The sequence below is a fragment of the Micromonospora peucetia genome (assembly GCF_900091625.1).
Classification (GTDB): Bacteria; Actinomycetota; Actinomycetes; order Mycobacteriales; family Micromonosporaceae; genus Micromonospora; species Micromonospora peucetia.
Map to the genome: position 1 here is coordinate 3,187,076 of NZ_FMIC01000002.1, position 22,121 is coordinate 3,209,196.

Here is a 22,121-nt window from a genome sequence, read left to right on the forward strand (position 1 = left end):
CCATCCTGTCACTAGCGGTTCGCGCCGCGGGTCTGCCGCGCGACGTCCTCCACCACGTCCACGAGTTTTCCGGTACGCGCGTAGACGGCGCGCTGCCGGGCCGCCCCGCTGCCGTGCCGGCGCAACCCGCCGATGAGGTCGGTCACCTCGTCTAGGTCGCCGTGCCGTTCCAGCGCCGGGCGCAGCCGCTCGACGAGCTGGTCGAACAGCTCCCAGGCCGGCCGCAGCTCGCCGTCGGTCAGGTCGACGCCGTCGCCCTCCAGCCCGTCGTGGGCCGCCCGCCAGTGCGCGGCGACCAGCAGGTGGTGGTCGGTACGCAGGGCGGGCCGGCCGGCGGCCATGTCGTCCCTCGCGGTCGCCACCATGGCCCGCACCAGGGCGGCCACCAGCACCGCGTCGTCCACCGACGGGCAGACGTCGCCGATCCGGATCTCCACCGTCGGGTACTTCGCCGACAGTCGGGCGTACCAGTAGAGCATCCCCTCGTCGAGCATCACGCCACTGGCGATCAGTTGCCGAATCAGCCGTTCGTAGTGCTCGTGCGACTCCAGGTACGGGGTGGGTGCCACCGACGGCCAGCGCTCCCACTCCACCGACCGCCAGCTCGCGTACCCGGTGTCCTCGCCCCTGGCGAAGGGGGAGTTGGTGGTAACCGCGTGCAGCACCGGCAGCCAGGGCCGGACGTGGTTGAGCACCCGGACCCCGGTCTCCGGGTCCGGCACCCCGACGTGCACGTGCATGCCATTGTTGCCGGGGCCGGGAACCAGCAGGCGGAACCGCTCGATCATCCGGTCGAAGCGGGGCTTGTCGACCACCGGGGGCACCGGCCCGTCGACCGGCCCGGTGCCGATGGCGAGCAGCCGTACGCCGGCCCGCTCGGCCGCGTCGGCGAGCGCGGCCCGCAGCACGCCGAGGGAGTGCCGGATCGAGGAGAGTTCCAGGCCGGGCGGGCTGCCGATCTCGATCTGGCTGGTCTGGAACTCCCGTTCCACCTGACCGTGCAGCTCGGGCGGCACCTGCTCCATGACGAGGTCGACGGCGGGCACCGCGGCCCCGGTGTGCGGGTCGACGAGCAGGAACTCCTCCTCGACACCCACCGTGAGCAGGTCGGTCCCCTCGCCCGTCACGCTCGGAGCCTCCGTCACCTGGCCGGTCATCGCCACCACCGTCCGTTTCACGCCCGGCGGCGGTCCGTCCGCGCCGGGTCGGTCAGTGGTTACCCACCGTGCGGAGGTGGGGAAACGCAGGGCCGGCGTGTCGCCTGTCGCGTCGGGCCCCACCAGGGTCCTGATGAGCGTGCACCACCCGGGCCTGGTGACGGGCGGGGCCCGGTCACCGCCGATGGCGGTCCTCGCCGGCCTGCACCAGGGCGCGGACGCGGCGCAGCGTGGCATCCGGGGCCAGGATCGCCTCCCGCCACCGGTCCAGCGTCCGGCGCAGGTCCCAGACCGTCGCCCGCAGCTGCTGTTCCTGCTCGCGGGCCGAGTCCAGCTGCGCCCGGGTGAGCAGCGCGGCCTCCTCCAGCTCGGCGACCCGGGTACGCAGCGGCTGCACCAGCGTGAGGGCGGCGTCGGTGAGGGTGTCGGCGGCGTCCGCCTTGAACTTGCCCCGCTGCACGACGACGGTGGCGATGACGGCGAGCCCTCCGGTGCCACCGAGCACGCCGAGGACGGAGAGCAGGACCTGCACCCAGTGCGGGGCGGCCGGCGAGGAGGTGTTCACGTCCCACCTCCGGCGGAGACCGCGCCGCTGCCGGCCAGTCCGGCGAGACCGGTCGTCTGACCGGCCCGGGTGAGCCGGCGCAGGTCGAGCACGATCTGGACGGCCCGCCACCCCGAGCCGACGGCCACCGCGACGATGAACGACGTCGCGGCGACCCCCTGCCGGCCGGTGACCACCGTCAGGGCGACTGCGTACATGCCGGTGACCGTGCCCAGCATCAGCAGCGATGCGAGCTCGATCCCGAGGCCGGTGGAGAGCCGGCCCGGCCAGAGCACGCCCAGCAGCCCGGCGACGCCGACGACGATGAGGCCGGACTCCCATCCCGCCTGGATGGGGCCCGGCATCGCCATCGCCACCGACTGCGGTCGGACGTCGAGGACGATCAGGAGGGCCCCGCACACCGGGGCGGTCGCCATGATGGCGATCTCGAAGGGCTGGTGCCTCGAGCGGATTCGGTTGTGGGGCACGGCGGCTCCTTAGGACGGCCCGCCACCTCGTCGAGCGTTGGCTGTCGACGCACCAAGTCGTACCACTCCCATCGAGCCTCCGTCCACCCCGGACCTGTCGTAAAAGCGCAGGTCAGTGCAGGTGTGGACGGGGAGCCGCGCGAAAGGGGCCGGGTGGCGTGACAGCGGGTCCTAGGCTGGTCGGCGTGCCGGGGCTGGGGATCGTGCTGGGGATGTGGGCGTACGCCCTCACCCACCTGACCCTGCTCACCGACCGCCCGGCCGGGCTGCTCGCCGGGGCCGCGCTCGCCGCCGTGGTGCTGCTCGCCGTCGTGCTCGCGGTGCACGCGGCCGGCGCCGTCGACGCACCCCGGGCAGGCCGCGCCGCCGCCCTGCGCGCCCGGGCCCGCCACCGCAGGGTGCCGCGCCAGGTCGACCCGGACGCCGCCGGGCGTCCCCGTCCCCGCGCGCCCGGGGCACACCCCTCGGCCGCGTAGCACCGCCGCGCGGCCGATTCCGCCGCCATCCGCCCGTCCGGCGAGCTTTCCGCTCCACCGGACCGGCACCCGGAATCGGACCGAGGGGTCTTCCATGCTCGCCTTCGCACCCTTGCACGACGCCGTCGGCACCGCCGGCAGCGCGCTCACCTGGTTCACCACCCTGCTCGAACCACTGGCCGGCGACGCGGCCACGGCCGCCGCCATCGTCGTCCTCACCGTCGTCGTCCGGTTGCTGATCTCCCCACTGACCCTCGCGCAGGTCCGCGGGGAGCGGCGCCGCGCGGCGCTCGCCCCCGAGGTCCGCGAGCTACAGCGGCGGTACGCGGACGACCCCGCCCGGTTGCAGGGCGAACTGTTCGCGCTCTACCGGGCCAACGGCGCCAGCCCGGTGTCCGGCTGCCTGCCGCTGCTGCTCCAGGCGCCGGTCCTGCTGGTGATGTACCGGCTCTTCGCCACCGGCGAGGGCGGCACCGGACTGCTCGACGAGCGGTTGGTCGGGGTGCCGCTGGGCCACCACCTCGGCGACGGGCCGGTCGGCGGTGCGCTGCCGCTGTTCGGCGCCCTGCTGGCGGCCCTGCTCGCGCTGGCCTGGTGGACGTCGCGACGAATGCGGCGCGCGGCGGCGGCGACCGGGACGGTGGCCGGTACGCCGACGCAGGGACCGGGCGCGGCGGTGCTCGGCCGGCTGTTGCCGCTGCTGCCGTACACGACGGTGCTGGTGGCGCTGGTGCTCCCGCTCGCCGCGGTGATCTACCTGGTCACGACGACCGGCTGGTCGGCACTGGAGCAGGCGGTGCTGCGGCGCCCCCGGCCCGCTCCGGCAGGAATCGACATGCGTTGAACCCCGGTGGAGCCCTGGGCCGTCGCCGGGGCCCCACCGCTCGGCCCGATCGCTGTCCGATGGCTGCTTTCAGAACTTGCCGCGGGTTGTCAGCGGGCGTTCAGCGGATCGGTGTCGTCTGGGCCAGGGCAATGCGCCAGTCGTCGCCCTTGCGGGTCATGACGTAGGTCATGGCGCCCGCCGAGGGCAGCTCGGACGATTCCTCCGCCTCGGACCGTTCGTCGTGGATCGTCTTGGTCAGGCTCACGATGGCGACGTCGGGGGTGGCGAACCGGATGTCGTCGACTCCCAGCACGGTCCGGATGTCCTTGAGCGGGGAGGAGATCGCCTCGGTCATGGCCGAAACGAAGGACTCGCGCCCGAAGAGGCGCCGCCCGACGATGTTGATGATCACCATGTCGGTGGTGTGCAGCGCGGGCAGCACGTCCGGGTCGATCTGTGCCTCCTGGGTCCGCGCGACGAGTTCGCGGATCTTCTTCTCGTCGGCCTCGTCGATGGGGGGAGCGGAGTTCGTGATGTCCATGGGGACAACCTAGAACCTGAACTTAGGTTGAGATCAACCCCACTTCCACCCGGACGGGGACAGTCCTGCCACGTCTGTGGCGGCGGGCCCTGGACAGAAACAGTTAACACTCCTAATAATGGGCGTCAATGTTGATGCCGGTGGATGCCGTCGGGGTGTGGAGGATGTCGTGAAAAGATCCAGGTCTCTGGTGTTCTCACTGGTCACAGCCGTGGTTGCGGCGCTCGGTGCGGTGTGGGTGGCGATGCCCGCGTTCGCTGCCGGAGTGACCGCCAGCTTCGTCAAGACGGCCGACTGGGGCTCGGGCTGGGAGGGGAAGTACACGATCACGAACGGGGGCGGGGCCACGGTCGACGGCTGGAATGTCGTCTTCGACCTGCCTGCCGGCACCACCGTCGGCAGCTACTGGGACGCCCTGCTGACCTCGTCGGGCCAGCGGCACACCTTCACCAACCGGTCCTGGAACGGCCGCATCGTTCCGGGCGCCTCGGTCTCGTTCGGCTTCCTCGGCAACGGGCCGGGCGCGCCCACCAACTGCCAGTTCAACGGCGTGCCGTGCGGCGGCGGTCCCACCCCCACCACCGCGCCACCCACCACCGCGCCGCCGACGACCGCGCCGCCGACCACCCCGCCCCCGACCACCCCGCCCCCGACGACCCCGCCACCGAACACCGGCCTGCCGAAGCACATCCTCACCGGGTACTGGCACAACTTCGACAACCCGGCGGTCGAGCTGCGGCTACGTGACGTGCCGGCCGAGTACGACCTCGTGGCGGTCGCCTTCGCCGAGGCCACCGCCACCCCCGGCGCCGTCACCTTCGCCGTCGACCCCGGCCTGTCCACCGCGCTCGGCGGCTACACCGACGCCGACTTCTCCGCCGACGTGCGCGCCCTACAGTCCCGGGGCAAGAAGGTGATCATCTCGGTGGGTGGCGAGACGGGCCGGGTGGCGGTCAACGACGCCGCCTCCGCCGCCGCGTTCAGCAACAGCGTCCACGCGCTGATCCAGCGGTACGGCTTCGACGGGGTCGACATCGACCTGGAGAACGGGCTGAACCCGACCTACATGGCGCAGGCGCTGCGCTCGCTGCGGGCCAGGGTGGGCGCCGGACTGATCATCGCCATGGCCCCGCAGACCATCGACATGCAGTCCCCGGGCGGCAGCTACTTCAAGCTGGCGCTCGACATCAAGGACATCCTCACCGTCGTGAACACCCAGTTCTACAACTCGGGCGCCATGCTCGGCTGCGACCAGAACGCCGCGTACGGCCAGGGGACGGTGAACTTCATCGTCGCGCTGGCCTGCATCCAACTGGAGGCCGGGCTGCGCCCGGACCAGGTCGGTCTCGGCCTGCCGGCCGGTCCCGGCGCGGCCGGTGGCGGCGTCGTCGCGCCCAGCGTGGTCAACGCCGCGCTGGACTGCCTGTCCCGGGGCACCAACTGCGGCAGCTTCCGCCCGCCGCGCACCTACCCGGGCATCCGTGGCGCGATGACCTGGTCGGTCAACTGGGACGTGACCAACGGCAACAACTTCGCCCGCACGATCGCCCCCCACCTGAAAACCCTCCCCTGACCCACCCTGACCCACCCTCGGCCCAGGCCCCCTCGGGGTCCTGGGCCGAGGCCGCCGCGCGATCTTGCAGTTGCGGCCCTGGCAAAAGCCGCATGTGCGGTCATACCCAGGACCACAACTGCAAGATCGCGCGGCGGGGGAGCCTCGCCGAAGGAGCCAGGGCGAGGGGGCCGCGGCGAGGGGGTCAGGGGGTGGCGTCGGCGTGGTCGCGGGAGTGGGTGCGGCGGCGGCGGGTTTTCTTGATCGCCCACCAGGCGATCGTGACGACGAAGATGGCGATGATGCCGTAGTCGAACCACTTGCTGTACTGCTCGATCTGCTGCCAGCGGGAGCCGAGGGCGTATCCCAGGCCGACGAAGAGCGCGTTCCAGATGCCGCTGCCCAACGTGGTGAACGCGATGAACTCCGGCAGCGGCATCCGGTTGGCCCCGGCGGGGACGGAGATCAGGCTGCGTACCACCGGCATCATCCGGCCGAACAGCACCGCCCACCGGCCGTGTCGCTCGAACCAGCGGTCGGCCTTCTCCAGATCGTCGCGGTCGACCAGGGGCAGCCGGTCGAGCCAGCGCTTGAGCCGGTCCTCACCGGCAGCCGCGCCCAGCCAGTACAGGACGAGTGCCCCGGCCAGGGAACCGACGGTGGCGGCGACCCACACCAGGACGACGTTGAACCGTCCCTCGCTGGCCAAATAGCCGGCCATCGCCAGGACGATCTCGCTCGGGATCGGCGGGATGATGCTCTCCAGGGCGACCAGCAGGGCCACCCCGATGGCGCCGGCGGCGTCGATGACTCCCGCCACCCAGCCGGTCAGGCCGCCGAGTCGGGTCGGGTCGACGTTCTCGGCGAGTGCCATCGCGATCCTTTCGGCCGGGTCCGGATCAGATTCTTCTACCCTGCGGCCCGGCCGTCACACCTGCCCGTGAGCCGGCCCACCCCGGTTCAGCCCTCCGCGTGCAGCGTCGCGTCGGCCGGCCCCCGGCGCCAGCCGGTGAACCGGACCCGCAGGCCCGCCCGGGTGGGGGAGCAGCAGTACGGCCCGGCCGTCGCCACCGCCTCCGGCGCGAGCGGGGCGAGCCGGACCAACCGCCACGGCTGGTCGTCGGGCCGGGCCCGGACGGTGAGCGCGTCGCGGCCCCGGCTGACCCGAACGGTCACCTCCCGCCCTGCCCACAGCGGCACCGGTGCGACCGACCAGTCGGATACCTCCCGGGTGACCACGGCGCCGACCTGCGGTTGGCCGTCGCTGACCTCCACCCCGGCCTTGACCCAGTTCCGCTCGTCGACCCGCACCAGCACGCCGGCCTGGTCGAACTGCTCGCCGTAGTCCAGGTTGAAGGCCACCTCCACCGCCTCGCCGACGGGAAGTGGCGCGAGCAGCGCCGGGGCGTCGTCGTGCACGAAGCCGTACGAGGTGTGCCGCCACAGGTCACTTCCGCCGGCCGGCTGCACCAGCAACTCGCCCGCCGGCCCGCGCTCGACCCGCACCGGCTCGTTGCACCACTCACCCTCGGCCCAGTCGACCGCTCGCTCCGCGTTGCCCATGCCGGCGACGGTACCGGTGGTGACCCACTGATCGCGCTGCGCGCCCGTTCGCTCTCGACAGGCGAGTGCTCCTGCCCGGGTCACCTTTTACCTGACTTGACGGGTTTCGGGATCACGTTGAAGGTAAGGCCCGACCGGGCCGAGCATGTTTGTCTATGCCGTGGATGTCCTGCCGGCGCCGGGACAGTAGAGAGAAGGGCATGGCGTGACTGGAGAGATGACGTGGAGGCGGCTGCGGGCGTTCGTGGTCGCCGCGGTCGTCCTGTGCGGACTGGCGCTCGTGCCGGCGCAGCCGGCGTCCGCCCAGAACGGCGCGATGATCCAGCCGGTGGGCGGGCGGGTCACCGGAGTGCTGGCGAGCAGGTGCGGCAGCATCGACAGTGACCACTACGGGGTGGACATCGCGGGAAACAACGGGATGGCGATCGGCGCCGCCTACCCCGGCACCGTCGTCGTCGCCGGCTGGGTCTCCGGTGGAGGCAACATGGTGACGGTCTCCCACGCTGGCGGCTACCAGACCCGATACCTGCACATGGCGCAGCAGCCCGCGGTCGTGGTCGGGCAGCAGGTCGGGCAGGGGCAGGTCCTCGGGTACGTCGGCAGCACCGGCAACTCCACCGGCCCCCACCTGCACTTCGAGATCCGGCGCAACGGCGCGGTGTACAACATCGCCCCGGCCTACTCCTGCGGCGGCACGGTCACCAAGGGCGCGGTCATCAACCTGTCGTTCCCGGACCTGGCACCACCGGCCGAACCGGTTCTCAACCGGTTCGCGTTCGTGAATTCGGCGGGTGTGTTGTACGTGAAGGATGGCGCGTACTCGTCGTGGCAGGCGGTCAATTCTGGTGGGGCGTCGAAGGTGGCGCTCAGTGGTAACTGGATCGGTTGGGCGCAGGGCGGGAACTTCTATGCCAAGGACGGTATCTACGGCGAGTGGCTCACCCTGGCCAGTGGTGGGCAGGTGCGGGACATCGCGGTGAGTGGCAACCGGTTCGCGTTCGTGAATTCGGCGGGTGTGTTGTATGCGAAGGATGGCGCGTACTCGTCGTGGCAGGCGGTCAATTCTGGTGGGGCGTCGAAGGTGGCGCTCAGTGGTAACTGGATCGGTTGGGCGCAGGGCGGGAACTTCTATGCCAAGGACGGTATCTACGGCGAGTGGCTCACCCTGGCCAGTGGTGGGCAGGTGCGGGACATCGCGGTGAGTGGCAACCGGTTCGCGTTCGTGAATTCGGCGGGTGTGTTGTATGCGAAGGATGGCGCGTACTCGTCGTGGCAGGCGGTCAATTCTGGTGGGGCGTCGAAGGTGGCGCTCAGTGGTAACTGGATCGGTTGGGCGCAGGGCGGGAACTTCTATGCCAAGGACGGCATCTACGGCGAGTGGCTCACCCTGGCCGGAGGCGGGCAGGTCGGCGACATCGCGGTCAGCGGTCACGACTGGTTCGCGTTCGTCGGCGGCGGGAACTTCTTCGCCAAGCAGGGCCTCTACGCCGGGTGGCTGACGATGGGCAGCGGCGGGCAGGTCGGCGACATCGACATCACCACCTGACGGCCACCCGACCGGGCGGGTGCGGGCGAGGGTGTGCCCGCACCCGCCCGGTCGGACGTCGCGCCGCCCGGCCCCGGTGTTTGCCGAGCGCCGGGATCGGAGACATAACCCCGGCATGGCTGACAGGTGGTACTCGGAGGCGGTCGTCTACTGCCTCGACATCGACACGTACGCGGACTCCGACGGCGACGGGGTCGGTGACATCAGGGGGCTGATCGGCCGGCTGGACTACCTCGCCCGGCTGGGCGTGACCTGCCTCTGGCTGCATCCCATCCACCCGTCGCCCAACCGCGACGACGGCTACGACGCGACCGACTTCTACAACATCGACCCGCGCTTCGGCACCCTCGGCGACTTCGCGGAGCTGCTGCACCAGGCGCAGAACCGTGGCATCCGGGTGATCATCGACCTGGTCGTGAACCACACCTCGAACGAGCACCCGTGGTTCCAGTCCGCCCGTTCCTCGCCGGACTCGCCGTACCGCGACTGGTACGTCTGGGCCGACCACGAGCCGAGCGACCGGCACCAGGGCATGGTCTTCCCCGGCGAGCAGCACGAGACGTGGAGCTACGACCGGACCGCCAAGGCCTGGTACTACCACCGGTTCTACAAGTTCCAACCGGACCTGAACTTCACGAACCCGGCGGTCCGCGAGGAGGTCAAGAAGATCGTCTCGTTCTGGCTCCAGCTCGGCGTCTCCGGCTTCCGGATGGACGCGGTGCCGTTCATCATCGAGCTGACCGAGCCGGGCAACCCGAACTCGCCGAAGGACTTCGAGTACCTCACCGAGCTGCGCCAGCACGTGCAGTGGCGCCGGGGCGACGCCGTCCTGCTCGCCGAGGCCAACGTCGAGCCCGACCAGCTGCCGACCTTCTTCGCCGACAGCGGCGGCTCGGGCAACCGGCTGCACATGCTCTTCGACTTCATGCTCAACGGGCGGCTGATGCTGGCCCTGGCCCGGCAGGACCCGGAGCCGATCATCGAGGCGCTGCGGGACACCCCGGCGCTGCCCGAGGGCGGGCAGTGGGCCACCTTCCTGCGCAACCACGACGAGATCGACCTCTCCCGGCTCACCGCCGAGCAGCGCAACCAGGTGTACGCGGAGTTCGGCCCGGACGAGAACATGCGCATCTACGACCGGGGCATCCGTCGTCGGCTCGCCCCGATGCTCGGCAACGACCGCCGCCGCATCGAGCTGGCGTACGCGTTGCAGTTCTCGCTGCGTGGCACGCCGGTGCTGCGCTACGGCGAGGAGATCGGCATGGGGGAGGACCTGTCGCTGCCCGGCCGGGAGGCGATCCGCACCCCGATGCAGTGGTCGTACCAGCCGAACGCCGGCTTCTCGACGGCCGACCCGGAGAAGCTGGTCCGCCCGGTGATCGACAAGGGCGAATTCTCGTACGAGAAGGTGAACGTGACCGCCCAGCGCGGTGACCAGAAGTCGCTGCTCGCCTGGTTCGAGCGGATGATCCGTACGCTCCGTGAGGCCCCCGAGGTGGGATCGGGCTCGACCACCCACATCGACGTGGCGATGCCGCCGGGGGTGCTGGCGCACCGGGCCGACGGTCGCACCGGCACGATGCTCTTCGTACACAATCTCGGTCCCGACGACGCCGAGGTGGATCTCAGCATGCTGGAGCCCGAGGCGGACCTCCCCGTCGACGTGCTCGTCGACCGCAACTACGGCGAGGTCGGCAAGCTGGACCGCCTCAAGGTGGCCGGCTACGGCTACCGGTGGATCCGCCTCTGCCGCGGTCGCGGCCTGTAGGAAGGGCTCCGTCCAGGGGGCCCGGTCGTCGTGCCGCCGTCCCCGGTCACCGGGCGGCGGCCGGCTGGTCGCCGTTCCCGGTCGCCGGGCCGGCTCGTCGCCGTCCCCGGTGGCCGGGTCGGCTCGTGGCCGTCCCCGGTCGCCGGGTGGCGGGTCGGCTCGGCCTGTCCCCGGTGGCCTCGCGAGGCTCGGCCGGCGGCGTCCGGGCGTCAGAGCCAGCCGCGGGCGGACGCCTCGGCGCCGGCCTGGAACCGGGTGGTGGCGCCCAGTCGCTCGATGACGGCGGCGATCCGGCGGGTGGCGGTACGGGCGCTGACCCCCAACTGGCGGGCGATGACCTCGTCCTTCAGGCCGGCCTTGAGCATCTGGAGCAGCAGCAGGTCCTCGTCGCTCGGCTTGTCGTCGGCCGGCGGGCGGGCGCCGCCGAGGGGCGTGGCCCGACCCCAGTAGGCCTGGAACAACTCGATCAGCGCGTCGAGCAGCCCCGAGGGATGGATCAGCGCGAGGTTGTCGTAGCCCCCACCGGTGAGCGAGATCGCGGCCACCCGCAGGTCCATGATCCGTAGCTTGAACGGCAGGCTGGGGAGCATCCGGGCCTGCTCGCCCGCCTCGACGAGCCTGCTCAGCACCTCGAAGCGGCCGGGGCGCCCCATCGACTCGGGGCAGTAGACGGTGCGGATGTCCACCCCCCTGGCGATCAGGTCCTCGGTCTCCGCGATCTCCACCTCGTTGGTGTCCGGGGTGCCGTGCACGTGCTTCATGTAGGGCGGGCGGTCGAGCACCCACAGGTGCGTGCGTACGGACGAGGTGAGTTCGTCCATCCGGCGGTCGACCGTCTCCCAGCCCGACAGCACCTCGACCCAACGCCCCGGATCGCGCAGCCGGGCTGTCTGGAACAGCTGGGTGAAGTCCGCGACGGCGGTCTGTACGCCGTCCAGCGCCGCTTCCGTCTCCAGCCGCCGCCGGGCGACGAGCGCGGTCAGCGCCGCCTGCGGACCCGTGGCCTCGTACCGGCCGGGCGCTGTCCGTCTCAGCAGGCCGAGCGTGTTCAGCCGGGCGACGGCGTTGCGTAGCCGGGCGGTGGTGACGCCCAGGGCGCCGGCGCTCTCCGACAGTGGTTGGTCGGGCTGGATCAGCAGGAGACGGTAGACCTGTTCGTCGAAATCGCTGATGCCCAGCGCACCCAGCACCGGATCGTTGCGCACATCCCACCTGCCCGTGACCATGTCGCCGACACGTGACGCGATTCGCCACGTGGCCGAAGACGTCATGAAGATATCTCGACTTCTTTCGGGCTGAGACGTTCACTACTCACCATCCCACCTGGCGATCTTGCCGGCGTGGACAGGCTCTCTCCGTCTCCAGCCCCCCAATGAGGAGCAATGGCCCGTAGGAAGCGACACATCTCCCGCTACGGCGCCGCGGTAGCCGCCGCGGCCCTGGCGATCACGATCAGCCCGGTCCAGGCATCCGCCCAGCCGACGCCTCCGGCGTCGCCGAGCGTCCTGCCCTCCGGTGCGAGTGGCAGCGGCACCTACATCGTCACCCTGGCCGACAAGCCGCTGGCAACCTACGAGGGCGGAGTCGCCGGAATCGCCGGCACCAAGCCCGGCAGGGGCAAGAAGGTGGACGTGGGCGCCGCCAACGCCCAGCGCTACCGCAGCCACCTGAAGGACAAGCACAACAAGGTGGCGCGAAGCGTGGGCGCCGAGGCGCTCAAGAGCAACTCCGTGGCCTCGAACAGCTTCGTCGCGGAACTGACCCGGGCACAGGCGGTGAAGCTGCTGATCACCGGTGGCGTGCTCTCCGTGGTGCCGGACCGGCTGCACAAGACCACCGACGACCGCAACTCCGTCGACTTCCTCGGTCTCTCCGGCCGCAAGGGCGTGTGGTCCACGCTCGGCGGCACGGCCAACGCCGGCAAGGGCGTCGTCGTCGGTGTGATCGACACCGGGGTCTGGCCGGAGAGCACGTCGTTCACCGCGCCGGCGCTCGGCGCGACCGCGCCCACGGCGGCCGACCCGTACCGGCCGTACCGTCAGGGCGCGACCACCGTCATGCACAAGGCCGACGGTGGCACCTTCACCGGCACCTGCCAGACCGGCGAGCAGTTCGCGGCGACCCTCTGCAACGAGAAGGTCATCAGCGCCCGCTACTTCGGGGACTCCTGGATGAAGTCCGTCCCCGCGGAGAAGCGGAAGGACTACGTCTCCCCCCGGGACGCGCAGGGGCACGGGACGCACACCGCAGGCACGGCGGCCGGGAACACCGCGGTCCCGGTCACCGAGCAGGGCGTCGACTTCGGGAAGATCTCCGGAGTCGCGCCGGGCGCGGCGATCGCGGTCTACAAGGCGCTCTGGCAGGGCACCACCGACCAGACGACCGGCGGGCACACGTCGGACATCATCGCCGCCATCGACCAGGCTGTCGCCGACGGCGTCGACGTCATCAACTACTCGGTGGGCAGCGGGTACGAATCGTGGCCCGACGACCCGACCCAGCTCGCCTTCCTCAACGCGGCGGCGGCGGGCGTCTTCGTCGCCGCGTCCGCCGGTAACTCCGGTCCGGACGCCTCCACGATGGACAACACCGCGCCGTGGAACGTGACGGTCGGCGCCAGCACGGTCGCTCCGTACCCGGCCAGCGTGCAGTTGGGTAACGGTGCCCGCTTCAACGGCACCAGCACCACGGTCGCGGCGGCGTTCGGACCCAAGCCGCTGGTCTCCTCCCGGGCGGCGAAGGCCGCCAACGTCACCGAGGCCGACGCCGACAACTGCATGGCCGACAGCCTCGACCCGGCGAAGGTGGCCGGCAAGGTGGTCGTCTGCCTCCGTGGCGTCATCGCCCGGCCGATCAAGTCCGCCGAGGTCGCGCGGGCCGGCGGCGTCGGGATGGTGCTGGGGAACCCGACTGACCAGGACCTCAGCGGGGACCTGCACAGCGTGCCGACCGTGCACATCAACTCGCCCGACACGCAGGCCGTGCTGGACTACGCGGCGACCGCGGGGGCGCAGGTGACCCTGCTGCCGACCGGCCCGAGCATGCCGTACCCACAGGTGGCGGCGTTCTCCTCGCGCGGTCCCTCGGAGCGCCACCCGGACCTTCTGAAGCCGGACATCGCGGCTCCCGGCGTCGCGATCCTCGCGGCCGTGGCCCCGCCGGGTGCCCAGGGGAAGAACTTCGACTTCTACTCCGGCACCTCGATGGCCGCGCCGCACATCGCCGGTCTGGCCGCGCTCTACCTCGCCAAGTACCCGGACTGGTCACCGGCGCGGGTCAAGTCCGCGATGATGACCACCACGTACGACACCAAGACCGCCACCGGGAAGCGGAGCAGCGACGTCTTCGCCCAGGGCGCGGGCCATGTCGACCCGGCCCGGATGCTCAACCCCGGCCTGGTCTACGACGCCTCGGAGCAGGACTGGCTGGGCTACCTGGAAGGGCTGGGCGTCCGGACCGGTTCCGGGGTCAAGCCGATCCAGGGCAGCGACCTGAACTACCCGTCCATCGGCGTCGGCAAGCTCTTCGGCACCCGGACGGTCACCCGCAAGGTCACCGCCGTCACCCCCGGCGTGTACCACGCCAAGGTCGACCTGCCCGGGTTGAAGGTCAAGGTGAGCCCCTCCACCCTGCGCTTCAAGAAGGCGGGGGAGACCAAGCAGTTCACCGTCACCATGGAACTCAAGTCGGCCCCCGCCGGCGTGCCGACCATCGGCTCGCTGACCTGGAGGGGCGGCGGCACCGCCGTACGCAGCCCGATCGTGGTGACCCCGCAGAGCGTGCTCGCGCCGGCCGAGATCCGCGGCACCGGCCCCGCCGGCTCGGCGTCCTTCGAGGTGACCCCGGCGCTCAAGAAGTTCCCGATCAATACCTACGGGATGGTGTCGGGGCCGTCGACGCCCGGCACGGTGAACATCAGCGACGTCTGGGGCAAGGACTTCCCGGTCACGGTGGCCCAGGGCACCAAGGCCGTCGAGTTCATCGCACGCGCGGACAACCCTCAGGCGGAGGTCGCCTTGATCGTCTTCCGGGTGGTGAACGGCAGTCTGGTCTTCCATGACTGGACCGTGCCGGCCAACGAGGCGTACCTCACCTTCGCCAGGCCGGAACCCGGCCAGTACCAGATGACGATCATCACCCTGGCGGACCTGCCGGGAACCACGGAAACGCCCTTCAAGGTCAAGGCGAACCTGGTCACCGGCAAGGGTGGGGTCGGCAAGCTGGCTGTGTCCCCCGAGAAGCCCAAGGTCACCCCGGGCACCCCGCTGACGCTCACGGCCACCTGGTCGGGACTGCCCACCGGGCGGCACACGGGCTACATCGAGTACCCGAACGGTGCCGGCACCGTGGTGAGCGTCAACTGACCTGACACCGTACGGGCGGCGGGGCCGGACAGCGATTGTCCGGCCCCGCCGCCATGTCGTCACCGCCCGGTTCCGGCCTCCCGCGTCCGGCCGGGACGGCGTACGGCTGGGTTAAGCTCCTTCGATCGAATGCAAGTTACCGGGAGGTAGGCATGTCGGAGGGGCAGCGGGTCGCCATCGTCACGGGGGCGGCGCGGGGGATCGGGGCGGCCACCGCCCGCCGGCTCGCGGCCGACGGCCTCGCGGTCGCCGTGGTCGACATCGAGGAGTCGGCGACCAAGGAGACCGTGGACGCCATCGCCGCAGCCGGCGGCCGGGCGCTCGGCGTCGGCGCCGACGTGTCCGACCGGACCCAGGTCGAGGCGGCCGTGCAGCGGGTCGCCGCCGAGTTGGGTGCCCCGGCGGTCCTGGTCAACAACGCCGGCGTGCTCCGCGACAATCTGCTGTTCAAGATGACCGACGCCGACTGGGACACGGTCATGGGCGTGCACCTGCGCGGCGCTTTCCTGTTCAGCCAGGCCGCCCAGAAGCACATGGTCGAGCAGAAGTGGGGCCGGATCGTCAACCTGTCCAGCACCTCGGCGCTGGGCAACCGGGGCCAGGCGAACTACGCGGCGGCGAAGGCCGGCCTCCAGGGCTTCACCAAGACCCTCGCCATCGAGCTGGGCCCGTACGGGGTGACCGTCAACGCGGTCGCGCCCGGCTTCATCGTCACCGACATGACCGCCGCCACCGCCGCCCGGATGAAGGTCGACTTCGAGGCGCTCCAGAAGCACGCCGAGTCCGAGATCGCGGTACGCCGGGTCGGCCGGCCCGAGGACATCGCGCACACCATCTCGTTCCTGGCCAGCGAGGGCGCCTCCTTCGTCTCCGGCCAGGTCATCTACGTCGCCGGCGGCCCCAAGTCCTAACCCCACCCCCGCCCACCCTGCCCCGCCCACCCTGTCCCCGCTCCCCGCCCCGCGCTCTCCTCGTCGATCTTGCAGTTGTGGCCCTACCTTTGCCGGCTTTGTCGCCTTTGCGGGGGCCGAAACTGCAAGATCGACGGGGTGGAGGGGTGCGGGGGCGGGGGTGGCGGGGGGTTGGGGGTCAGCGTGGGGTGGGGCGGCGGGTGTGCCAGAGCCAGAGCAGGCCGAGCACCGGCAGGACCAGCGGGATGTAGCCGTACCCGCTGCCGAACCGCGACCAGACCGTCTCGTCCGGGAAGAGTTCCGGGTCGGCGAGGCTGAGGATCCCGACGCCGAGCACCCCGGCCAGCTCCACGGCGCAGCACGCCAGGGCGACCCGCCGGCCGGCGGAACCGGCGCGGGCCAGCCCCACCGCCGCGACGATGTAGATGGCCGCGGCGAGGGCCGAGAGCAGGTACGCCACGGGTGCCTCGTCGAACTTCGTGGCGATCTGCAGGCCGGCGCGGCTCGTCGCGGCGATTGCGAAGAGCAGGTAGACCGCGATCAGCAGCCGTCCCGGGCCGGCGTTGGTCCGCTTCTGTTCCGGGGCGCGTACGTCAGCCACCCAGCACCTCCCAGGTCTGCTGGAGCCGTACGACGACCACCGGTGTGACCAGACAGACCGCGCAGACGATGGCCGAGCCCCAGCGCGTCGGCTCCATCCGGGCCAGCACCCAGGCCAGCGGCGGCAGGCAGACCAGCGTCGTCAGGTACCCGAAGAAGGCCCCCGGCTCGCCCGGCCGCTCGCCCCCGCCGAGGGCGACCAACGCCACCACCGCCAGCGCGAGCAGCGCCACCTCCAGCACGGCCAGGCCGGCGAACTGCAACCGGTCCGGCGCGCGGTGCCGCAGCGTGGCGACCAGTGCCCAGGCGGCGACGAGGAGCGACGACACGATCGAGGCGGTCGCGAGGAGCCCGTCCACCGGCGAACCCGCAGTAGCTGCGCTGGTCATCGGGGCCACCCGGGGCGCGGTTCGGTCACCGGCACAGCCTACTAACCCGTGTAGTACACCCTCTCACCCGCCGCCCCGTGACTGCCTTCCCGTTGCCTTCCCGTGACTGCCGCCCCGTGACCGCCGCCCATCGGTGTCGGGCGGGCGGGCACGGGAGCGGGCGACTAGCGTGGACCGGGGCCGCGGGTGCCGTGGCGTGACGACGACGGTGGGGGTTCTCGTGGTGCGGTTCGGGTTGTTCGGCACCGGTCACTGGGCGGCGAAGACACACGGTGCGGCGCTGTACGCGCACCCGGAGATCGAGTTCGCCGGCGTGTGGGGCCGGGATCCGCGCAAGGCCGCCGCGCTGGCCGAGCGCTACGGGGTGCCGGCGTTCGCCGACGCCGACGCGCTGATCGACGCCTGCGACGCGGTCGCTGTGGCCCTCCCGCCGGACGTCCAGGCCGACCTCGCGGTTCGCGCGGCCACCGCCGGCCGGCACCTGCTGCTGGACAAGCCGCTCGCGTTGAGCGTCGCCGACGCCGACCGGGTGGTCGACGCCGCGCAGGCGACGGGCGTCGCCTCGGTGGTCTTCTTCACCGGCCGCTACCAGCCGGACGTCGCCGGTTTCCTCGCCTCGACGGCCGCCGCCGGTGGATGGCACACCGCCAAGGCGATCCGGTTCGGGTCCATCTTCCAGCCCGGCAGCCCGTACGGGGCCTCGCCCTGGCGCCGCACGCACGGGGCACTGTGGGACATCGGCCCGCACGCGCTGTCGCTCATCCTGCCGGTGCTCGGCCGGGTCACCCGCGTCGCCGCGATGGACGGGCCGCGCGGGATCGTCCACCTGCTCCTCACCCACGACGGGGGTGCGACCAGCACGGTCTCGCTGACCCTGGACGCGCCGCAGGAGGCGGTGAGCCGGGAGTTCGTCTTCTACGGCGAGAACGGCGTCGAGAGCGTCCCGGACGGCGAGGGCGACTCGGCGACCGCGTTCGGAGTGGCGATCGACCAGTTGCTGGAGGAGATCGGGTCGGGCACCCGGGACCACCGCTGCGACGTGCGCTTCGGCCGCGAGGTCGTCGCCGTGCTCGCCGCCGCCGAGACCGCCCGTACCGAGGGTCGCACCGTCGACCTGCCGGGCTGAGGTGGGACGGTCGACCTGCCGGGCTGACGGTGGGAGAGTCCGCCTGGCGTCGCCGAGTGGCAGCGCCGTCGAGGCGGAAAAGCGGTCGCCTCCCGGGGCGGGCGCGGCTAGGGTCGCCGCATGTCCGCGTACGCTGTGATCGAAGAGGCCGGCACGCCGGCCGCCTTCGGGCCGCTGCTGGTGGCCCGCCCGCGAGTCCGGCGTCCGGCCCTGGCCGGCGCGACCCGCGACTGACCCCGCACCGCACCCGCGGCGCCACCGCACCGGCATCCCCGGGCGTGGCACCGCCCCCGCCACGAATCCTGGTGCCACCCCCGGGCTGAGTGCCGCCCGTCGGCGCCACCCCGGTCGTCCACCCGCCGTGGCGGGTCGCCGTGCGCCACCCTCTCCGCGTTCCGCGTCACGCACAGGGCCGTCCGAGTCCCCGAACCACTCGGACGGGCCCCGCTTGCGGCTGCCTGTCCGCTCCGTCGCCGCACGGCGACAGACAGGACGACGACACGTGGCGTCACGCCATACCCGAGCAACCGAACGCGACCGGTCCCGTCGCGTACTCTCCCAGAACTTCCTCGCCGACCCGGCCGCGATCGCCCGGCTGGTCGACGCCGCCCGTCCCGGGCCCGACCGGCTCCTGCTGGAGGTGGGCGCCGGCCGGGGCCAGCTCACCCGGCCGCTCGCCGCCCTCTGCCGGCACCTGACGGCGTACGAGGTGGACCCCGCCACCGGTGCCGAACTGGCCAGGGTCTGCGCGGCCCTGCCGAACGTGACGCACCGGCAGGTCGACTTCCTGACCGTCACGCCGCCACCCGAGGAGTTCGATGTGGTCGGCAACATTCCCTGGTCGCTGACCTCGGCCGTGGTGCGCTGGTGCCTGGCCGCGCCCGGCCTGCGCGTGGCCACCCTGCTCACCCAGTTGGAGTACGCCCGTCGGCGCAGCGGCGACTACGGCCGGTGGACCCGGCTGACCGTGCTGACCTGGCCGGAGTTCGGCTGGCGGCTCGCCGGACGGGTGCCCCGCACCGCGTTCCGCCCGGTACCGAGGGTGGACGCCGGCATCCTCCGGGTCCAGCGGCGGCCGGAGCCGCTGCTGGCCGCGTCGGCGCTGCCGGCGTACCGCCGGATGGTGGAGATCGGCTTTGACGGGGTCGGCGGCTCGCTCGCGGCCTCGCTGGCCCGGCATTATCCGCGGGCGCGGCTGTCGGCGGCGTTGCGGGCGACCCGGCTCGACCCGGCGACCCCGGTCGGGCACGTCTGGCCCGAGCAGTGGCTGGTGCTGTTCCGGCTGCTGCATGCCCGCTGACCGGCGGTCGTGCCGTGCCTACCGTCGCTGGCGCCTGACTCGCCGGCCGCCGTAGCGGGGCCGCCCGGCTCGGCTCTGGCGCCTCACTCGCCGGCCGCCGTGGCGGAGCTGTCCGGCTCGGCTCAGGCCAGCGGGTTCAGGGCCGCACCCAGCTCGGCGGGGGAGTCGAACTCCTCCGCCGGCAGGGCCCGGAGCGCCTGGAGCAGCTCCGTGCCGACCCCGTTCTCCTGGCCCCAGCGGACCAGATCCTCCCGGGAGACCGGGTAGTCGAGCCCGGCCAGATACTCCTGTAACTGCACGCCGGTGACGGTCATGCCGGCGGGCTACCCGCTCAGCCCGCCGGCACACCGCCCGCCCGGAGGTTCGCCCGAGCGGGCGGCAGGCTCGCCCACCGATCGACGGTCGGCGGTTTGTCCGGCGGCGCGCCGGGTAGCCGCCCGCCATGCTGGTTCAGCGGCTCGGCGCGCCGAGCGACTTCGACCCGTTGCTGGAGCGCGTACGAGACGCCCGGATCGTGATGATCGGCGAGGCGACGCACGGCAACTACGACTACTACCGGCTGCGCGAACAGCTCACCCGCCGGCTGATCGCCGAGTGCGGGTTCTCCTTCGTCGCCGTGGAGGGGGACTGGCCCGACTGTGACCGGGTGCACCGCTCGGTGATCGCCGCTCCGGGCGGGGCCGTCGACCCGCGTACCGCGCTGGAACGCTTCGAGCGCTGGCCGACCTGGATGTGGGCGAACGCCGAGGTGTCCCGGTTCTGTGCCTGGCTGAGGGCGTGGAACGTCGAGCGGCCCGAGGACGCCCGGGCCGGCTTCCACGGCCTGGACGTCTACAGCCTCTGGGAGTCCATGCAGGCGATCTTCGACTATCTCGGCGAGGAGGACCCGACGTCGCTGGAGGCGGCGCAGGACGCGTACCGCTGCTTCGAGCCGTACGGCAAGCGGGTCGAGGAGTACGGCATGGCCAGCCGGTTCGTCTCCGCCCGCTGCGAGGAGGAGGTCGTGCGGCTGCTGGCACGTACCCGCGAACAGGCCGCCGCCGACGGCCCGGACAGCTTCTCGGCCTGGCAGAACGCGGAGGTGGTGGCCGGCGCGGAGCGCTACTACCGGGCGATGGTGCACGGCGGGCCGGAGTCGTGGAACATCCGGGACACGCACATGACGGACACCCTGGACCGGCTGCTGGAACGCTACGGTCCGGGCGCGCGGGGGATCGTCTGGGCGCACAACACGCATATCGGCGACGCCCGGGCCACCGAGATGGCCGCCGACGGGATGGTCAACATCGGCCAACTGGCCCGCGAGCGGCACGGCGCGGACGAGGTGGTCCTGGTCGGCTTCGGCGGCTACCGGGGCACGGTCACCGCCGCGCCGCGCTGGGGCTCGCCGGCCGAGGCGATGGTGGTGCCACCGGCCCGCCCCGGCTCGGTCGAGCACCGGCTGCACGAGCTGATGCCCGAGCGGGCCGTGCTGGTCTTCGGCGGCGACGACCAGCCCGACTGGGTCACCGGGACCGCCGACCACCGGGCGATCGGGGTGGTCTACGACCCGTCCTTCGAGTCGTGGGGCAACTACGTGCCTACCCGGCTGGGGGAGCGCTACGACGCCTTCGTGTGGTGCGACGAAACCACCGCCCTGCACCCGCTGCCGGCCCTGACCACCCCAGGCGAAATGGAGACGTACCCCGCCGGCGTCTGACCGCGCTGCGGCCCCCGGCCTCGGTGATCATGCAGTTGTGGTGCCCGTTCCAGCCGGTTTCACCGGTGGTGTGGGGCACCACAACTGCATTGATCGAGTGGGTCAGGCCCGGGTTCCGACCTTCTCGTCGAGGTGGGCGCGCAGGCCCTCGCCCTCGATGTCGACGTTGGGCAGCGCCCTGTCCAGCCAGCGCGGGAGCCACCAGGCCCGCTTGCCGAGCAGTGACATCACGGCCGGCACGATCGTCATCCGGACCACGAAGGCGTCGATGGCGACGCCGACGGCGAGCGCGAAGCCCATCGACTTGATGACCGGGTCGTCGAGGAAGACGAAGCCGCCGAACACCGCGATCATGATCAGCGCGGCGGCGGTCACCACCCGGGCACCGTGCCCCATCCCGTTGATGGTGGCCTGCTGCGCGGTGTCACCGTGTACGAAGTCCTCCCGCATCCGGGAGACCAGGAAGACCTCGTAGTCCATTGCCAGGCCGAACAGGATGCCGATCAGCAGGATCGGCAGGAAGCTGACCAGCGGACTGGGCGTGTCCAGGCCGACCAGGTCGGCGAGGTGGCCCTGCTGGAACACCGCAACGGTGATGCCGAAGGTCGCGGCGACGGTGAGCAGGAAGCCCAGCGCGGCCTTCACCGGCACCAGCAGCGAGCGGAAGACCAGCATCAGCAGCAGCACCGAGAGCCCGACCACCAGCAGCAGGTAGACCGGCATGGCGTCGGTGAGTTTCTCGGAGACGTCGATGCCGACCGCGGTCGCCCCGGTCAGCAGCACGTCGACGTCGCGGAACTCGCCCACCGCTCCCCGGACGTCGTTGACCAGGGTCTCGGTGGCCTCGTCGGTCGGGCCGGTCTTCGGCACCACCCCGAGCAGCGCGGTACGGCCGTCCGGGCTGAGCTGCGGCGGAGCCACCGCGAGCACGTTGTCGGTGCGCTGGATCAGCGCGGTGACCTGCGGGACGGCGGCCGAGGTCGCCTGCGGGGTGTCCCCGGCGACGACCACCGCGAGGCGGCCGGTGAAGCCCGGCCCGAAGCCCTCGGTGATCAGGTCGCTCGACTCCCGGGCCGGCGAGCCGACCGCCGCCGCGCTCGCGTCGGGCAGCGCCAGCCGCATGTCGGGCGCGGGCAGCGCGAGCAGCCCCAGGCCGATCAGCCCGACCAGGATGGCCGGCACCCGGAACCGGGTGACGGCACGCGCCCAGCGGAACCCGAAGCCCGACCGGTCCTCGGCCGGCGAAGTGACCGCGCCGTTGGCGCCGTCCG

20 protein-coding genes and 1 pseudogene are annotated in these 22,121 nt (G+C 71.9%); 10 read left to right on the forward strand and 11 right to left on the reverse strand.

The features are described 5' to 3' along the window. Positions 1-11: 11 nt before the first annotated feature. The 3 genes from GA0070608_RS14995 to GA0070608_RS15005 all read right to left on the reverse strand — a co-directional run bounded on the left by GA0070608_RS14995 (position 12) and on the right by GA0070608_RS15005 (position 2,189). A complete protein-coding gene (locus GA0070608_RS14995) occupies positions 12-1,157 on the reverse strand; it encodes a carboxylate-amine ligase (protein WP_091635132.1) in 1,146 nt (381 codons plus the stop codon). Between the two features lie 175 nt (positions 1,158-1,332). Further along, positions 1,333-1,680 (reverse strand): hypothetical protein, encoded by a 348-nt coding sequence (locus tag GA0070608_RS15000; RefSeq protein WP_091635136.1) that lies wholly within the window; start codon positions 1,678-1,680, stop codon positions 1,333-1,335. 38 nt (positions 1,681-1,718) lie between these two features. Continuing rightward, on the reverse strand, positions 1,719-2,189 hold the full coding sequence (locus GA0070608_RS15005; RefSeq protein WP_245715793.1) for a hypothetical protein: 471 nt from the start codon (positions 2,187-2,189) through the stop codon (positions 1,719-1,721). Between the two features lie 185 nt (positions 2,190-2,374). Between GA0070608_RS15005 and GA0070608_RS15010 the strand changes: the two genes are divergently transcribed. After that, on the forward strand, positions 2,375-2,665 hold the full coding sequence (locus GA0070608_RS15010) for a DUF6412 domain-containing protein (RefSeq protein ID WP_245715794.1): 291 nt from the start codon (positions 2,375-2,377) through the stop codon (positions 2,663-2,665). A 94-nt stretch (positions 2,666-2,759) separates the two neighbouring features. After that, positions 2,760-3,509 (forward strand): YidC/Oxa1 family membrane protein insertase, encoded by a 750-nt coding sequence (locus GA0070608_RS15015; protein WP_091628371.1) that lies wholly within the window; start codon positions 2,760-2,762, stop codon positions 3,507-3,509. Between the two features lie 100 nt (positions 3,510-3,609). Here GA0070608_RS15015 and GA0070608_RS15020 read toward each other — a convergent pair whose 3' ends face one another. Next, on the reverse strand, positions 3,610-4,032 hold the full coding sequence (locus tag GA0070608_RS15020; RefSeq protein WP_091628374.1) for an SgcJ/EcaC family oxidoreductase: 423 nt from the start codon (positions 4,030-4,032) through the stop codon (positions 3,610-3,612). A gap of 169 nt (positions 4,033-4,201) precedes the next feature. Between GA0070608_RS15020 and GA0070608_RS15025 the strand changes: the two genes are divergently transcribed. Next, positions 4,202-5,605 carry a chitinase gene (locus GA0070608_RS15025; RefSeq protein ID WP_091635143.1) on the forward strand — a complete coding sequence of 468 codons (1,404 nt, stop codon included), beginning with the start codon at positions 4,202-4,204 and terminating at the stop codon, positions 5,603-5,605. A 184-nt stretch (positions 5,606-5,789) separates the two neighbouring features. On the opposite strand, the gene GA0070608_RS15030 is transcribed toward GA0070608_RS15025, so the two are convergent. Next, positions 5,790-6,458, reverse strand: a complete 669-nt coding sequence (locus GA0070608_RS15030) for a DedA family protein (RefSeq protein ID WP_091628376.1) — start codon at positions 6,456-6,458, stop codon at positions 5,790-5,792. Positions 6,459-6,544: 86 nt separating this feature from the next. Next, positions 6,545-7,147: a DUF1349 domain-containing protein gene (locus GA0070608_RS15035; RefSeq protein ID WP_091628378.1), complete on the reverse strand. Its 603-nt coding sequence runs from the start codon at positions 7,145-7,147 to the stop codon at positions 6,545-6,547. Between the two features lie 205 nt (positions 7,148-7,352). Here GA0070608_RS15035 and GA0070608_RS15040 point away from each other — a divergent pair, with 205 nt between their 5' ends. Both GA0070608_RS15040 and GA0070608_RS15045 read left to right on the forward strand, forming a co-directional pair. Beyond that, positions 7,353-8,693 carry a M23 family metallopeptidase gene (locus GA0070608_RS15040; protein WP_245715795.1) on the forward strand — a complete coding sequence of 447 codons (1,341 nt, stop codon included), beginning with the start codon at positions 7,353-7,355 and terminating at the stop codon, positions 8,691-8,693. 115 nt (positions 8,694-8,808) lie between these two features. Next, the gene (locus tag GA0070608_RS15045; RefSeq protein ID WP_091628382.1) at positions 8,809-10,461 is read left to right on the forward strand and encodes an alpha-amylase family protein; all 1,653 of its coding nucleotides are present in this window, start codon (positions 8,809-8,811) and stop codon (positions 10,459-10,461) included. Positions 10,462-10,670: 209 nt separating this feature from the next. On the opposite strand, the gene GA0070608_RS15050 is transcribed toward GA0070608_RS15045, so the two are convergent. After that, positions 10,671-11,666 carry a helix-turn-helix domain-containing protein gene (locus GA0070608_RS15050; protein ID WP_218107514.1) on the reverse strand — a complete coding sequence of 332 codons (996 nt, stop codon included), beginning with the start codon at positions 11,664-11,666 and terminating at the stop codon, positions 10,671-10,673. Positions 11,667-11,843: 177 nt separating this feature from the next. On the opposite strand from GA0070608_RS15050, the gene GA0070608_RS15055 reads away from it, so the two are divergent. After that, complete coding sequence (locus GA0070608_RS15055; protein WP_091628385.1) at positions 11,844-14,825, forward strand: S8 family serine peptidase; 2,982 nt, start codon at positions 11,844-11,846, stop codon at positions 14,823-14,825. A gap of 152 nt (positions 14,826-14,977) precedes the next feature. Then, entirely contained in the window at positions 14,978-15,736 is a 759-nt protein-coding gene (gene fabG, locus GA0070608_RS15060) for a 3-oxoacyl-ACP reductase FabG (protein WP_091628387.1), read from the forward strand. A 178-nt stretch (positions 15,737-15,914) separates the two neighbouring features. Here the strand turns inward: fabG and GA0070608_RS15065 are convergent, their stop codons facing one another. After that, positions 15,915-16,337: a hypothetical protein gene (locus tag GA0070608_RS15065; protein WP_091628389.1), complete on the reverse strand. Its 423-nt coding sequence runs from the start codon at positions 16,335-16,337 to the stop codon at positions 15,915-15,917. Then, the gene (locus GA0070608_RS15070; protein WP_091635152.1) at positions 16,330-16,725 is read right to left on the reverse strand and encodes a hypothetical protein; all 396 of its coding nucleotides are present in this window, start codon (positions 16,723-16,725) and stop codon (positions 16,330-16,332) included. The genes GA0070608_RS15065 and GA0070608_RS15070 overlap by 8 nt, the downstream gene beginning before the upstream one ends. Positions 16,726-16,945: 220 nt before the next feature. Here GA0070608_RS15070 and GA0070608_RS15075 point away from each other — a divergent pair, with 220 nt between their 5' ends. After that, a complete protein-coding gene (locus tag GA0070608_RS15075) occupies positions 16,946-17,851 on the forward strand; it encodes a Gfo/Idh/MocA family protein (protein WP_176733963.1) in 906 nt (301 codons plus the stop codon). A 502-nt stretch (positions 17,852-18,353) separates the two neighbouring features. Further along, a complete protein-coding gene (erm, locus tag GA0070608_RS15080; RefSeq protein WP_091628392.1) occupies positions 18,354-19,151 on the forward strand; it encodes an ErmE/ErmH/ErmO/ErmR family 23S rRNA (adenine(2058)-N(6))-methyltransferase in 798 nt (265 codons plus the stop codon). A gap of 122 nt (positions 19,152-19,273) precedes the next feature. On the opposite strand, the gene GA0070608_RS15085 is transcribed toward erm, so the two are convergent. Beyond that, positions 19,274-19,465: a DUF2795 domain-containing protein gene (locus GA0070608_RS15085; protein ID WP_091628394.1), complete on the reverse strand. Its 192-nt coding sequence runs from the start codon at positions 19,463-19,465 to the stop codon at positions 19,274-19,276. A gap of 128 nt (positions 19,466-19,593) precedes the next feature. Between GA0070608_RS15085 and GA0070608_RS15090 the strand changes: the two genes are divergently transcribed. Continuing rightward, complete coding sequence (locus GA0070608_RS15090) at positions 19,594-20,850, forward strand: erythromycin esterase family protein (RefSeq protein WP_091628396.1); 1,257 nt, start codon at positions 19,594-19,596, stop codon at positions 20,848-20,850. A 102-nt stretch (positions 20,851-20,952) separates the two neighbouring features. Here the strand turns inward: GA0070608_RS15090 and GA0070608_RS34295 are convergent. Beyond that, positions 20,953-22,089, reverse strand: a pseudogene (locus tag GA0070608_RS34295) (MMPL family transporter); the annotation flags it as partial. Between the last annotated feature and the right edge of the window lie 32 nt (positions 22,090-22,121).

Coding starts and splice junctions, on each gene's coding strand:
- GA0070608_RS14995 (WP_091635132.1), bottom strand. CDS start 1,157: ATGACCGGCCAGGTGACGGAGGCTCCGAGCGTGACGGGCGAGGGGACC.
- GA0070608_RS15015 (WP_091628371.1), top strand. CDS start 2,760: ATGCTCGCCTTCGCACCCTTGCACGACGCCGTCGGCACCGCCGGCAGC.
- GA0070608_RS15020 (WP_091628374.1), bottom strand. CDS start 4,032: ATGGACATCACGAACTCCGCTCCCCCCATCGACGAGGCCGACGAGAAG.
- GA0070608_RS15030 (WP_091628376.1), bottom strand. CDS start 6,458: ATGGCACTCGCCGAGAACGTCGACCCGACCCGACTCGGCGGCCTGACC.
- GA0070608_RS15035 (WP_091628378.1), bottom strand. CDS start 7,147: ATGGGCAACGCGGAGCGAGCGGTCGACTGGGCCGAGGGTGAGTGGTGC.
- GA0070608_RS15045 (WP_091628382.1), top strand. CDS start 8,809: ATGGCTGACAGGTGGTACTCGGAGGCGGTCGTCTACTGCCTCGACATC.
- GA0070608_RS15055 (WP_091628385.1), top strand. CDS start 11,844: ATGGCCCGTAGGAAGCGACACATCTCCCGCTACGGCGCCGCGGTAGCC.
- fabG (WP_091628387.1), top strand. CDS start 14,978: ATGTCGGAGGGGCAGCGGGTCGCCATCGTCACGGGGGCGGCGCGGGGG.
- GA0070608_RS15070 (WP_091635152.1), bottom strand. CDS start 16,725: ATGACCAGCGCAGCTACTGCGGGTTCGCCGGTGGACGGGCTCCTCGCG.
- GA0070608_RS15085 (WP_091628394.1), bottom strand. CDS start 19,465: ATGACCGTCACCGGCGTGCAGTTACAGGAGTATCTGGCCGGGCTCGAC.
- GA0070608_RS15090 (WP_091628396.1), top strand. CDS start 19,594: ATGCTGGTTCAGCGGCTCGGCGCGCCGAGCGACTTCGACCCGTTGCTG.